Genomic DNA, 13,424 nt, shown 5'->3' on the forward strand with positions numbered 1-13,424 from the left:
ACGGCACTGATGCTCTCCTTCATGCTGTTGTTGAGCATGCTGGGCAACGCCACGGCTGCGCCGGAACCCTTGACTGAATCCGCCCTTTGGCAGGTCATCCGGGAAACCTATCCAGACGTACTGGAGCGCATGAACCCTGATTTTGATCCTTATGTCAAGTTGTCTGATGAATATGCTGTCATCGCCTTCGAGGTAGAACCGGTGGACGCCCACAAACTCCCTTGGTTCTACTATCACCTGGCTGTGTTCCAGTTCGAAGGCCGGGAACTGGTGAGTGCCGTCGAACTCGAGAAGGGCCCGGAGGGTCCATCCACGCTGATCGCCACGGACCTGATTTCGGGAGCAGTGACGCGTGAGGTGATCCGGTGCCAGAAGGCCGTGAGCCCTCTTCCCGAACTCCAGAGCGAGATCGAGTCGCAGCCTCCGGAGATGTGTCAGGTCTGTGCCCGTTACGAAACGGGCGGCGGGTATATAGATGACACCTGTCTCTGGTTGTGCACTGCGGGCTGTGCCCTGCTCTCGGGACCTGCGGCGGCCGCCTGTATCCTGGCCTGCGGTGGGCTCTGTTGGGTTCCGTCCTGGAGTATTTGCGTCGAGTGGGAATGGGTGGAGTGTGGTTACCCCGAGTAAGCGATAGTGTCCGGTGATCCCATCTGCCATGCACAAGGGGCGGCCTGCAGCCGCCCCTTGTGTGCCGGGCGTTGCGCTCCCAATCGGAATTGTGGCGCCGTGGCCGAACCGCGCGTTGCGCTCACGGGTAGATAAGGTGAGGGGTGATCCCGCGATGGAGGAGACCGGTCTGATAAGGGCAGCGCAGCGACAGGATGTCTCAGCCATGGAAGCCCTCTACAGGCAGTATCGCACCATGGTGTACCAGACTGCGCTGATTCTGCTCAGGGACCCCCATCGGGCCGAGGATGTGGTCCAGGAGGCCTTCGTGCGGGCTTTCAGGTCGATCGACAGGTTCGACCCGGAACGGCCGTTCAGTCCCTGGCTGACTCGGATCGTCATCAACTGCTGCCGCAGTCTCCGCAAACGGGACAGACGGTGGATCCCATACGGCGATATGTCACCGGCCGTGACCATGGACGAAAGGTTTCACCACGCGGAGATCCATGCCGACGTCTGGCGTGCCCTGATCATGCTGCCTGAGCGCCAGCGGGAGATCCTGATGCTCCGCTACTTCCACGACTTCGCAATACCCGAGATCGGGCAGATCCTCGGCGTGCCCGCGGGTACTGTCAAGTCCCGCCTGCACCAGGCCCGACGGCGGCTCAAGGAACTCCTCTGCAACCTGCCGTCAACAGGGGAAGGAAAGGGGCGACTTATTAATGAATGACGCGGATTTCGACCAGGTGATTCGTGAGGGGTTCCGCTACGGCGTCCGCGGCTGTCTTCCACCAGACCGCTGGAGCCAGATCGCCGACGCGATCGCACGGGACCGCCGCGGAAACGACCGGTTGAGACGCTATCGGCCGTATATCATCCCGGGGGCCGCCGCCGCGCTTCTGCTTCTGAGTCTGCTCCTCCCGCCGGTGCGGGCGACGGCAGCTGAGGGTTTCAGGATGCTATGGAACACCCTTTGGGAGGGTCAGGTCGGCGGCCGGCCTGCCAGGGTCGTAACGCTTCCTGCGACGGAGACGGAGGCGGTTGCACCGGGCCCAGAAGACTCCGGTAAGCGGACGGACGTCACGCGGGTGGCGACCGGTGACCTTGACGAAGCCGCGGCCCTGGCCGGGTTCGCACCGCCCGCGGTCCACCAGGAAGGAGCGGTGATGCGGGAAGTCCGGGTGGCTGTCAGTCCGTTGTCGTCCGCCGGCGAGATGAGGGTAGTGGAAGTGGTGTACGACTGGAACGGGCAGCTATACACGCTCTCGGCCATGGCGGCCTTTCTCGCCGGTGAGGACGGGGGTCTGGCGCCGACACCGATCCCTATCCCACAGATGAACCTCTACTCGCCCCCAGGGGAGAAGGTCGGAGATGCCGAGGTCGTCGACCTTGGTGATGTGGAGGCGCTGTGTCTCCAGCGCGACTTTGGCAGCGGTCGGTCGCTGGTTCACTGCGATTGGACCATGGGTGCCGTCAGGGTGAGCCTGAACGGCCCTGATCTCCAGTCGGTGGTCCAGTTGGCCAGAACGGTTGTGATCCCGTAGCGACCGCGGGGGATGCTTGGGTTGCGCATACAGGGTGCCGCCAGCCGGATGTGCCAGAGCGCACCCGGCCCTGCGCGTCCCGGTGAACCAGGGGGCATACTCCTGTAGTCAGAATAGTGGTGACAAGGGGGTGTGGGGATGAGAGAGTCCACCTATCGAGTCGACCGCCGCACGCTGGCCGCCGACTGGCCGCTCCTGGTCCTCATGCTGCTCACCATCGGCGTGACCGCATGGGCCTTCCCGCGCCTGCCTGGCCAGTCGCCCGTTCACTGGGGGGTCAGCGGCACCGCTGACCGCTTTGCAGGCCCATGGTTCGTCGCACTCTGGTGGCCCGTCTTCGCCGCAGGGCTCTACCTGCTGCTGCTCTACCTGCCGCTGCTCGATCCCAAGCGGCAGAACTACGCCGACTTCGGGAGGACCTACAGCCTGATCCGGCAGGCGATACCGGGCCTCATCCTGGTGCTCCACCTTGCGCAGCTGGCGGAGGCCCTCGGCATGGGCGTCTCTACGGTCTCGGTGCTGCTGCTGGCGATATCGGCCCTCTTCCTGGGCCTGGGGCTCGCCATGTCCCGGTTCCGGCCCAACTACTTCGTCGGGATCCGCACGCCGTGGACCCTCGCCAGCGCGGAGGTCTGGCGGCGGACGCACCAGTTCACCGGCCGGGCCTGGGTGGCCCTGAGCCTCCTGCAGGCGGCGGCGGTGCTGCTCTTGCCGCTCCGCGTCCGGTTCCTTGCGTCGATGGCCGTGGCGGCGGTGATGGTGATCCTGCCGGTGGTCTACTCCTACCGGGTCTACCGCCAGGTGAACGGATGACCTGCCTGCGAGCCGCGCCGCCCCCCGTCCGCCCGGATCGCAGCGAGACACGAGCTCCCAGGCGCATGCGAACCCACACAGGGGTCGTCCCGGTGCTGCCCACGATGATCCGGGGCGGCCCCTTTGGCGTGCCTCGGTGCGCCTGCCTCGGGTCTGCTACGCGCCCGGAGTCCGGCGGATGAGGGCGTACGGACGCAGCCGGTACGCCTCGTAGGGCACCGTCCGTCCCGCCATCGCGTCCAGGACCCGCGCCCGGAAGTGCGGGCGGGTGACGAACTTGGCCAGGTTGGCCTCGCTGAGGCTGATGAACGCGACCTCGAGGGTCTCGGCGGATGTGGCGAGGCTGCCACCCACCGCGGCGCCGCGGAAGACCAGGTTGCAGACGCCGCCCCGGGATGTGGAGTAGGACACGCCTGCCAGCGCGTGGATCTCCGCCTCGATCCCGGTCTCCTCCCTGATTTCGCGCACCAGGGCCGCCACCGGCTCCTCGCCCTCCTCGACCTGCCCCCCCGGCAGCTCCCACGTGTCGCTGCGCCAGGCCGTCCGCACCAGGAGCACGCGGCCGTCCGGGTCGGTGATGTAGCCCGAGACCGCCAGGATGTGGCGTGGCGGTGCATACTGGCCGGTGGGCTGCAGGAAGTCCGCCCGGCGGTCGGTCACAAGCCGGTCCAGTTCGCGTGGGTCGTGCCGCAAGGTAGCCTCGGCCTGCTCGCACTCCTCCCGGTCTGCATAGGCCCAGATGGCGACGGCCTCATCCTGGCTCTCGGAAACCCACCGCCCGACCAGGGTGGCCCCATGCCTGAGCCGGTCGGGGAGAAGACACTCCTCGAAGTACCGGGTCAGCTGGTCCGCCATGCCGGGGCGGATGCGGTACGTCTCGCGGCGGTAGATCACGGCGCTCACCTCCCGGATGGGTATACCTATGAGACTGCGCGGGGACGGGCAGGCGTCGCGCCGGTAACGGCGCCGCGGCGCGGGGGGCCATCCCCCGTCCAACGTACAGGAAATGTTCGCCGCGACAGCGAACACGTCTCGGAGAGGTGAGTTGGGTGACGCCAGCCAGCGGCAGCGATTCAAAGGGCAAGCCCAAGGGCTACTTCGGCGATCCCCTGAACATGCCGGTCCAGTACCTGAAGGGCATCGGCCCCGCCAGGGCCAAGGACCTGGCCAAGCAGGGCATCGCCACCGTCCGCGACCTGATCGAACGCGTTCCCCGGGCCTACCGGGATTACTCCAGGTTCAAGCACATCGCCGAGGCGCAGAACGGCCAGCTGGAGTCGCTGATGGGCACCGTCGTGATGGTGCAGGACCAGCGGGTGCGGGGGCACCTCAACCTGACCAAGGTCTACATCTCCGACGGCTCCGGCACGGCCGCGGGGGTCTGGTTCAACCAGCCCTGGCAGGCCAAGCGCTTCCCCGTCGGCACCAAGGTCCTCTTCGCCGGCACCGTGGAGCGGCGCGGCGCCCAGATCCAGATCGTCAACCCCGAGTGGGAGATCATCGACGAGGAGTCGTCCTCGGACCCGCTGCACGCCGGCCGCATCGTGCCGGTCTATCCCCTCACCGGGTCGCTCAACCCCCGGGACGTGCGCCGGGCGGTCCACTTCGCCCTGCAGTCCGCCGTCCACCTGATGCCCGACACCCTGCCCCCGGCCGTCCGGGAGCGGCAGGGCCTGATGGCGATGCAGGAGGCCTGGCGGTCGATTCACTTCCCCGACTCCGAGGCCCAGAAGGAGCGGGCCCGCACCACCCTCGCCTTCGAGGAGCTGCTGGTGCTGCAGACCGGCCTGGCCCTCGTGCGCCGGCAGACGGTCGCGGAGCAGGTGGGCATCGCCCACGGGCCGGAGGGCGAGGTGACCCGCAGGTTCCGGGCGAGCCTGCCCTTCCGGCTGACCGCGGCGCAGGAGCGGGTGATCCGCCAGGTGGCGGCCGACATGGAGTCGCCCCGGCCCATGAACCGGCTGGTCCAGGGCGACGTGGGCTCCGGCAAGACGATGGTCGCCGTGGCCGCACTGGCCAAGGCCGTGGACTCCGGCCACCAGGGCGCCCTGATGGCGCCCACCGAGATCCTGGCCGAGCAGCACTACATCAACCTGCGCCGCATCTTCGCCCCTCTTGGGGTCGAGGTGGTCCTCCTGACCGGCAGCCTCACCAAGCGGGAGCGGGATGCCAACCTGGGGCTCCTGCAGATGGGCGCGGCGCAGATCGCCGTGGGCACCCACGCCCTCATCGAGGACCGGGTCGCCTTCCGGGACCTGAGCCTGGTCATCACCGACGAGCAGCACCGCTTCGGCGTGCGCCAGCGGGCCCGCCTGCAGCAGAAGGGCGAGGTGGTGCCGGACGTCCTGGTGATGACCGCCACGCCCATCCCCCGTACCCTGGCGCTCACCCTCTACGGCGACCTGGACGTCTCCGTCATCGACGAGCTGCCGCCCGGGCGGCGGCCGGTGGGCACCTACTGGCGGCCGGAGGCGTCCCGCAAGCAGGTCTACGATCATCTGATGCGCACCGAGGTGCCGGCGGGCCGGCAGGGTTACGTGGTCTGCCCGCTGGTGGAGGAGTCGGACAAGCTCCAGGCCCAGGCCGCCACGGAGTGGTACGAGCGGCTGCGGGCGGAGTACCCGGAGGTCCGCCTCGGCCTGCTCCACGGCCGGCTGCGGCCGGCGGAGAAGGAGGCGGTGATGGAGGCCTTCCGCCGGGGCGAGATCCAGGTGCTGGTGGCCACCACGGTGATCGAGGTCGGCGTGGACGTGCCCAACGCCTCGATGATGATCATCGAGGGGGCAGACCGCTTCGGCCTCTCGCAGCTGCACCAGCTGCGCGGCCGGGTGGGCCGCGGCAACCACCAGTCCTACTGCGTGCTGATCGCCGACCCCAAGAACGCCGAGGCCCGGGAGCGGCTGCAGATCATGCAGAAGTACAGCGACGGCTTCTCCCTGGCCGAGAAGGATCTGGAGCTCAGGGGGCCCGGCGAGTTCTTCGGCACCCGGCAGCACGGCATGCCCGACCTGAAGGTGGCCAACCCCATCGCCGACCTGCCCATCCTGGAGCGGGCGCGGGCAGAGGCCATGCGGATCGTGGAGGAGGACCCGCAGCTCCTGCGCCCCGAGCACCAGGCCCTGCGCGCGGCGGTCAAGGCCCGGCTGGGCGAGCAGTTCGGGTTTATCCTGGTCAGTTAAGGTCGAGCTTTATAAATGTCGCGGGTTCGGGTTACAAAGTTGAAGGGAGGCCGGCAGGTGGTGCGTCTAACCGGGTGTCGGCATTCGGCGGTGCTCCTGCTCGTCACGCTGTTGCTGGGACTGTTGCCGGGCACCGCCCGGGCCAACGCCGGGCCGCCCCGGATCGGGGGTGACACCGGCGGCCCGCTGCTGCCGGGGAAGAGCGACCAGGTCCACGTGCTCGGCGAGGTGCTCCGGTTCGACCTGCACCCCGACCTGGAGACGGCGTCCGTGACCGCCAGGTACACCCTGGAGAACCGGGGCCCGGCCCTGAAGGGTCAGCCCTTCGTCTTCGTGGTGCAGGACGCCGGCGACGGCGCCGACCTGACGGCCTCCTGGCAGGGCGAGCCCCTGGCGGTGGAGGCCGTGGACACGGCCGGGTTCACGGCGGACGAGCTGGCCCGGATGGCCGGCGCCTGGACGACTGTGAACGCCTGGATGGACCCCGTCACCGGCGAGCCGTACACCCCCGGCGAATTCTACGGCCGCGAGGCTTCCGCGCGTTACTTCCGCTTTGCGGTCGACCTGCCGGAGGGCGCCTCGGGCGAACTGACCGTCACCTACGAGCAGACCGCGGCCTGGGACCGGACGCGCTACGCGCTCCGGGTCCACCACTACCAGTACCTGCTCCTGCCCGCGGAGGGGTGGGCCTCCTTCGGCCCGCTGGAGATCCGGGTGGCGCCGGCGCCGGGAAGCCGCCTCTACTTCGCCGGCAACCTCGACTTCCGGCAGGAGGGCGGCGAGTACGTGGCCGCGTACCCGGGCCTGCCCGGGGAGAACCTGGCCTTCGCCGTGATGGACCGGTCTGGCCTCTTCCTCGGCCCCCGCACGGCCCCGTACTACTGGCTGGGCTTCGCGGGTGTGCTGGTCCTCGCGGCGGCCGTCGGCGCCGGGACCGGCTGGCTGGCCGGCCGGCTTCCCCACCAGGGCTGGGCGGTCCGCGCCGGCGTGGTGGGCGGGCTCCTGCCCGGCGGTGCCCTGATCGTATGGCTGGCCATGCACCTGCTGATGGCCATCCCCGCCCTGCGGGAGCAGTCGTACGGCCCGGCCTTCGCCGGCATCGGCCAGGGGCTGGTGGGCGCGATGCTGAGCGGTGCCGTCGCCGGCTGGACGGCGCGGCGGATGTGGCGGCACCGGCGGTCAGGAGCGGGTGCGGTGTAGCCCTGGCGGGGCTGCGGCGAACGAGTTTCTGATCTCACGAACTTTCCGGGCTCGCAAAGGGATCTTTGGTAGCGAGATGACCCGATGGGAGAGGGGAGGCTGGCGGATTGCGCCCGGCGTGGCTGGAGGAGTTGACGTTCAAGTACCGGAGCTCGATTGCCAATCTGTTTGTACTCCACTTCAACGTGAACGACTACGCAGGGCCCGACAACCGGCGGGTGCGGGACGTGGTGATCCAGGACTTCCTGGAGAACCCGGCGTACGCGCCCCAGGGCAAGCCCCGCCGCGTGGTGGCCATCTACAACCGGGCGGAGGGCATCACCTTCTCCCGGCCGGGGATGCGGGAGGAGTTCATCCGCATCCTGACCGGCGAGCGGATCCGGCCCGAGGACGACATCAAGCTCCCCATCGCGCCGGGGCAGGCCTTCGCCCTGCTCGACAAGCTGATCTACAGCGAGCCGAGCGCCGTGGTGATCGAACAGGCCGAGACCATCCTGCCGATGGAGGAGCTGGCCTCCATGGACCAGGAGGAGCTGCGGGCGCTCACCTTCGTGAAGAAGTGGGCGGGCGACGTGCGGCTCAACCGGATGGGCAGCCCGGTGGTGATGCTGGCCGGTTCGCTGGCCGAGCTCCACCCGCACCTGCGCCTCGCCTCGACGAAGATCGAGTCGATCATGGTGCCGCTGCCCGACCTCGAGGCCCGGCAGGCCTACATCGAGGCGATGGTCGAAAAGAGGCAGCTGCAGCTGGCCATCGAGCCCCGGGAACTGGCCAACGCCACGGCAGGGCTCTCCCGCATCCTCATCGAGGACATCGGCCTCCGGGCCGAGGCCACCGGCCAGCCGATCACCATCGACTTCGCCCGTGACCGCAAGGAGTCGCTGATCCGGGCCGAGTTCGGCGACGTGCTGGAGATCGCCGAGCCCCGGTTCGACTTCACCGCCCTCGGCGGCCTCACCGAGGCGAAGCTCTTCGCCGCCAGGAACATCGTGGCGCCCCTGCGCACCGGCAACTACCGGCGGGTGCCGCTGGGGGTGCTGCTCACCGGCCCCTCGGGCACCGGCAAGTCGGCCTTCTTCTACGCCCTGGTGGCCGAGGCCGGCGTGAACGGCGTGAAGCTCAACTTCGGCAAGATCCTCGGGCCGTACGTGGGGCTCTCCGAGCAGAACCTGGAGAAGGCCCTGCTGGGCATCGAATCGCTGGCCCCGTGCCTGGTCCTGATCGACGAGATCGACCAGCTGCTGCAGCGGGGGGGCGGCGGCGACTCGGGGGTGCAGCAGCGGCTCTTCGCCCGCATGCTGGACTTCATGTCCAACCCGCACAACCGGGGCCGGATCGTCTTCATCGCCGCGACCAACCGCCCCGACCTGATGGACCCCGCCCTCAAGCGGCCTGGCCGCTTCGACCGGAAGATCCCCTTCCTGCTGCCGGGCTGGGCCGAGCGGGTCGCCATCCTGCAGGCGGTGCACCGCCGGTACGGGATGACCGGGGAGCCCGACTGGGAGGAGGCGGCTCACAGGACGCACGGCTACACCGGCGCCGAGCTGGAGTCGGTGGTGCTGAAGGCCTGGGAGCTGGCCGAGGACGCCGGGCGGGGCGAGATCACGCAGGAGGACATCGACGGCGCCCTGGAGCGGATCCGCCCGTCCACCGCCCAGGTGGAGTTCATGAGCGACCTGGCGATCCTCGAGTGCGACGACAAGGATGTGTTGCCGCCCGAGTTCCGGGACCTGCTGGACGACCGGAAGGCCCTGGAGGAGCGGGTGCAGCGCTTTAAGTTGATGAACCTTCGTTAAGCAGTATGAAGGAGGATGAGTCTGATGGGCTTCTTCGCACGTTTGGGCCGGTTGATCCGCGGCTTCTTCTCTCTGTTCATCGGCGGCCTCGAGGAAAAGAACCCGAAGGCGATGCTGGAGGACCTCAAGAACCAGCTGAACGCCGCCAAGGTCCGGTACAACACGACCACGGCCAACATCATCGCGCGTGAGAAGGTCGCGGCGGCCAAGCTGAAGTCCGCCGAGAAGGAGCTGGAGGAGTGCCGCCGGCTGATCCAGGAGGCGAAGCGGCAGAACGACCGGGAGCTGGCTCTGCAGCTGCTCATCCAGGAGGAGCACCTGGAGGCCGCCTACAACACCGCCCTGGAGGCCTACAACTCCATCAAGGCCGAGGCGGACCACGCCCGCCAGGAGTTCGAGAACTTCCAGGCCGAGATGTTCCAGAAGATGAGCCAGATCGAGCAGCTGAAGGTCCAGGCCGACCTGGCCGACCTGAAGAAGGAGATGAACACGCTCCGCTCCAACTTCGCCACCGAGTCCGGCGCCGGCCGGATCAACGAGGGGCTGAAGCAGGCGGAGGAGCTGATCCAGAGCAAGCTGGCCAAGGAGGAGGCCATCGCCGAGCTGGGCAAGAACTCCATCGACTCCCGCATGCGCAGCCTCAAGACCTCGGCTGCGAAGAGCCGGGCGGAGGAGAAGCTGCGGGCGCTCTTCGGCGACGAGCCCGCCCAGACCGAGGAGGAGGGCCGGGTCGTCAAGGAGCGGACCCAGAACTAGCCCGCCGCCCGAGCGGACCTGACAGACGTGAACAGGGCGGTCCCGCCATCATGGTGGGACCGCCCTGTTCATCTGCCTCCGTCGCCCACGGGCCAGCTGTCCGGGGTGTGGTGTGGGGTCGGCGCTCGCCGGCGGCCTCGGGTCCACGGGCCTGCCGAGGTGGCTGAAGAACACCCGCTCGAGGGCGGCAGGGCATCTTCCGTCCACCACCCGCTGCGGTTCCTTGCCGCGGCCTTGCTGGCGGCCTGACGGGGGGTGCTGCACTCGACCACCGCCAATCCACGCTGGCCCGCGGCGGCCAGCGCCATGGGGGCCGGTCCCCACCACGGCGCGCCCGTCTTGTCCGAGGGGGTTGGTCCGCGCCTGTGCAGGGGGACACAGGATTCGATGTTGACAGACTCCCATGGCAGCCCCTACAATCGTCTCCAACGGGGATACCATAAAGTAGATCGGTATACTCGGAATTAGGGGAGGGTGTCAACTTGATCGGGGTGCTGCTTGCGGGGGGACTGACTGGCGTTCTGTTCGGCTTCGTGCTTCAGCGGGGGCGGTTCTGCATGACCAGCGGGTTCCGGGACCTCTACCTGACCCGCGACGCCACCCTGTTCAAGGCCTACGTGCTCTCGCTGGCGATCCAGTCCACGGGCATCTTCGCCCTGCACGCGGCGGGGATCATCAAGTTCGGCAACGACCCGTTCCAGTGGCTGGCGGCGTCGGTGGGCGGGCTGATCTTCGGCCTCTCGCTGATCCTCGCCGGCGGATGCGCCTCGGGCACCTACTACCGCATCGGCGAGGGGATGGTGGGATCGCTGGTCGCCGCCGTCTTCTACGGCATCGGCGCCCTGGCCTCCCGCGGCACGGGCGCCCTGGCTCCGCTCACGCAGCAGATCCAGGCGCCCACCGTCACGCTGAACGGGTCGACCAGCCTGTACGGCGCCCTGGGGGTGAGCCCCTGGATCCTGGTGGCGGCGCTCTGGGTGGTCTCGCTGGCCTTCCTGTTGGGCGCCCGGCGCACACCCGCCCCGGCCTGGCGGGCGCCGGTCGAGGAGAGCCGGTCGCGGCTGTGGCGGGCGGTCTTCGGCCGTGGCTGGTCCTGGCCGATCACCGGTGCGGCGGTCGGCGTAGTGGCGGTCATCGCCTGGCTGACCTCCATCAGTACCGGGCGGATGGCCGGCCTGGGCATCACCGGCGCCACCGCGGGGCTCCTGCGGTTCCTGGTGGCCTCCGGCGACGTCGGCGCCCTGGACTGGAACAGCTTCCTGGTGCTGGGCATCCCCGTGGGCAGCTTCATCGCCGCCCGGGCGGCCGGCGAGTTCCGGCTCAGGGCCCCCGGCCCGGCCCGCCTGCTGCAGCACATCGCGGGCGGCCTGGGGATGGGCTTCGGCGCCACCCTGGCCCGCGGCTGCAACATCGGCAATGGGCTTGTGGCCGTCTCCCAGTTCTCGCTCAACGGCTGGACGGCGACCCTGTTCACCATCCTGGGCACCTGGCTCGGGGCCTACCTCTTCCTGGTGCTGCCCGCCCGCAGGGCGGAGGCTGCGCAGGCCGGGGCGCCCGGACTGGTACACGGTGACTGAGAGGGGAGTGTTGCGCGATGGCGAAGGAAGTGTATCTTGACGTGCTGGGCGAGCCCTGCCCCTACCCGCTGGTGATGGCGAAGCAGAAGATCAACCTGGTGGAGCCGGGCGGCCGGCTGGTGATCGACTTCGACTGCAACCAGGCCACCGAGTCGCTGCCCCGGTGGGCGATGGGCGCCGGCCACGCCGTGGAGTCGTTCGTGAAGACGGGCCCGGCGCAGTGGCGGATCGTCATCCGCAAGCAGGGGAGCGCGCCGGAGCGCATCACCCCCGAGGACTACAGCTGCACGGTGCCCAGCGAGCGGTAGGGTGGGGGATCCCCCGGCGCGGAGGCGGCCTCTTTGCGGCGTGCCCTTCGCTCCGTCGGGGGGCCCGGCGGTCGCCCGTCGGCTCGCGGACGGTTTCCGGCGCCGTGTCGTCGTCGGGACCCGCGGCCTGTGGGCGTCCGCAACCGTTCGCAGCGCATGTTGCGGATTGAAAGCGGCCCCCGGTGATCCACCGCGATGCCCCGACAAGGGGGGCGAGGTGGACCGCCGGGGCCGCACGGTGTTTCGACTGAGGGCGAAGCAAACAGAACTGCCGCCCTTGCCTATTGCCCTCTGCAGCCGGTATGATGGGGAGTGGAAAGGGGAGTGACGCGTTTGATCCGCGCACCCGTCTGATGACTGACCCGTCATAGTGACCTCCTGTCCGCCGTGGAGCCTGAGGCTCGACGGCTGTTTGGCATTGCACGGCCGCGCGCTCCTCCGGTTCGCTCGTGTGCACCGCTGAACCCCACACGAGCGAAGAAGGAGAGAGTGTCGATGGCCGTGTTTCGCGCGCATTCCGCCGGTGTTCGAGTGTTTGAGAACCGTGACCTTGAGGCCTCCGACCGCATCGCCCGCCACCTCGGCCGGGGCGGCGTCGCCATCCTGGACGGCCCGTGGGAGAAGATCATCCGCCTCCGCCGGACCCTGGCCGCCAAGGGCGCCAGCCGTGAGGCGCTGCGCAACCTGATGCTGCGGGCCGACGCCGCCACCCCGCAGCCCGTGCCGGGGCTGCCGGCCCTCCTGCGGGACGGGCTGGTGGCGCTGGACGACGTGCTCTTCGCGCTCCGCTCGGCGGAGAACACCCACCCCGTGGAGGCGCTGGGCGGGTCGCTGATCACCGTCCACCCCGACGTGCTGGTCCCCCGGTCCCAGCCGCTGATCTGGCTGATCCGGCGGGCGCTGGAGCGCGTCCGGCCGGACCTGCCGCCGGCACCTGCCGTGCTCGACATGGGGTGCGGCTCCGGGGTCTGCGCGCTCCTGGCCGCCCAGGTGATGCCGGACGCTGCCGTTCTGGCGGCAGACCACCTGCCGGAGGCGCTGGCGTCGACGGCGGTGAACGCGGCCCGCTTCGCGGCGGAGGGGCGGATCCGCGCCGGCGCCGTGGCGACCGCCGAGCCAGGAGACCTGTACGAGACGCTGGGCGACCGGCGCTTCGACCTGATCATCTTCAACGCCCCCTGGGTGGTGGCGCCCGCCCGCAACCGCATGGAGACCGCCCTGAACGACGGCGGGCAGCGCACCATCCGGCGGTTTCTGGCCGGCGCACCGGCGCGCCTCAACCCCGGCGGCCGGGTCATCGTCGGCTACTCGGACCACTCCGGCCCCAGGGCCATCGCGAACCTGGAGCGGTTCATCGCCGAGGCCGGGCTGCGCATCCTGGGGCGCCTGTCGGACCGCATCAAGACCCACCGGAAGAAGCGGGCCTGGGAGGCCATCTACGCCTACGACCTCGCCGGCCGGGAGTAGGCCAGCCCCCGGGCGGGCAGACGGGGCGGGTGCGACCTGACCGGTGGGCAGGCGAGGAGGTGGGGGCACGACGCGGTCCAGGCCGCTGGCCCCCGGCACGCCGGAGGAATCTGCCCAAATTCTTTGAGAAGTGGGCAGGGTTGTACTGCCCCGGCGGCGAACTGCGTACCATGCC

General features: G+C 69.3%; 12 protein-coding genes. 11 read left to right on the plus strand and 1 reads right to left on the minus strand.

Translation table 11 applies throughout. From position 1 onward, the window contains the following. Positions 1 to 9: 9 nt before the first annotated feature. The 4 genes from J2Z79_RS15605 to J2Z79_RS15620 all read left to right on the plus strand — a co-directional run bounded on the left by J2Z79_RS15605 (position 10) and on the right by J2Z79_RS15620 (position 2,966). Complete coding sequence (locus J2Z79_RS15605; RefSeq protein WP_209467827.1) at positions 10 to 630, plus strand: hypothetical protein; 621 nt, start codon at positions 10 to 12, stop codon at positions 628 to 630. A gap of 205 nt (positions 631 to 835) precedes the next feature. Then, positions 836 to 1,339: an RNA polymerase sigma factor gene (locus J2Z79_RS15610; protein WP_209467828.1), complete on the plus strand. Its 504-nt coding sequence runs from the start codon at positions 836 to 838 to the stop codon at positions 1,337 to 1,339. Further along, positions 1,332 to 2,153, plus strand: coding sequence for a hypothetical protein (locus J2Z79_RS15615; protein ID WP_209467829.1), 822 nt, complete (start codon positions 1,332 to 1,334; stop codon positions 2,151 to 2,153). Before J2Z79_RS15610 ends, J2Z79_RS15615 begins: the two co-directional genes overlap by 8 nt. A 138-nt stretch (positions 2,154 to 2,291) precedes the next feature. Continuing rightward, on the plus strand, positions 2,292 to 2,966 hold the full coding sequence (locus J2Z79_RS15620; protein WP_209467830.1) for an SdpI family protein: 675 nt from the start codon (positions 2,292 to 2,294) through the stop codon (positions 2,964 to 2,966). 156 nt (positions 2,967 to 3,122) lie between these two features. On the opposite strand, the gene J2Z79_RS19010 is transcribed toward J2Z79_RS15620, so the two are convergent. Then, complete coding sequence (locus tag J2Z79_RS19010; protein ID WP_209467831.1) at positions 3,123 to 3,860, minus strand: NUDIX domain-containing protein; 738 nt, start codon at positions 3,858 to 3,860, stop codon at positions 3,123 to 3,125. A 155-nt stretch (positions 3,861 to 4,015) separates the two neighbouring features. Here J2Z79_RS19010 and recG point away from each other — a divergent pair, with 155 nt between their 5' ends. The 7 genes from recG to J2Z79_RS15660 all read left to right on the plus strand — a co-directional run bounded on the left by recG (position 4,016) and on the right by J2Z79_RS15660 (position 13,249). Further along, positions 4,016 to 6,145 carry an ATP-dependent DNA helicase RecG gene (gene recG, locus J2Z79_RS15630; protein WP_209467832.1) on the plus strand — a complete coding sequence of 710 codons (2,130 nt, stop codon included), beginning with the start codon at positions 4,016 to 4,018 and terminating at the stop codon, positions 6,143 to 6,145. A gap of 57 nt (positions 6,146 to 6,202) precedes the next feature. After that, on the plus strand, positions 6,203 to 7,345 hold the full coding sequence (locus tag J2Z79_RS15635) for a hypothetical protein (protein ID WP_209467833.1): 1,143 nt from the start codon (positions 6,203 to 6,205) through the stop codon (positions 7,343 to 7,345). A gap of 107 nt (positions 7,346 to 7,452) precedes the next feature. After that, positions 7,453 to 9,141, plus strand: a complete 1,689-nt coding sequence (locus tag J2Z79_RS15640) for an ATP-binding protein (RefSeq protein WP_209467834.1) — start codon at positions 7,453 to 7,455, stop codon at positions 9,139 to 9,141. Between the two features lie 24 nt (positions 9,142 to 9,165). Beyond that, positions 9,166 to 9,897 carry a PspA/IM30 family protein gene (locus J2Z79_RS15645; RefSeq protein WP_209467835.1) on the plus strand — a complete coding sequence of 244 codons (732 nt, stop codon included), beginning with the start codon at positions 9,166 to 9,168 and terminating at the stop codon, positions 9,895 to 9,897. A gap of 491 nt (positions 9,898 to 10,388) precedes the next feature. Continuing rightward, positions 10,389 to 11,474, plus strand: coding sequence for a YeeE/YedE family protein (locus tag J2Z79_RS15650; protein WP_342589516.1), 1,086 nt, complete (start codon positions 10,389 to 10,391; stop codon positions 11,472 to 11,474). A 17-nt stretch (positions 11,475 to 11,491) separates the two neighbouring features. Further along, the gene (locus J2Z79_RS15655) at positions 11,492 to 11,782 is read left to right on the plus strand and encodes a sulfurtransferase TusA family protein (protein ID WP_245302861.1); all 291 of its coding nucleotides are present in this window, start codon (positions 11,492 to 11,494) and stop codon (positions 11,780 to 11,782) included. Between the two features lie 495 nt (positions 11,783 to 12,277). Next, positions 12,278 to 13,249, plus strand: a complete 972-nt coding sequence (locus tag J2Z79_RS15660; protein ID WP_209467837.1) for a methyltransferase — start codon at positions 12,278 to 12,280, stop codon at positions 13,247 to 13,249. Positions 13,250 to 13,424: the final 175 nt, after the last annotated feature.

The organism is Symbiobacterium terraclitae (assembly GCF_017874315.1).
Classification (GTDB): Bacteria; Bacillota; Sulfobacillia; order Symbiobacteriales; family Symbiobacteriaceae; genus Symbiobacterium; species Symbiobacterium terraclitae.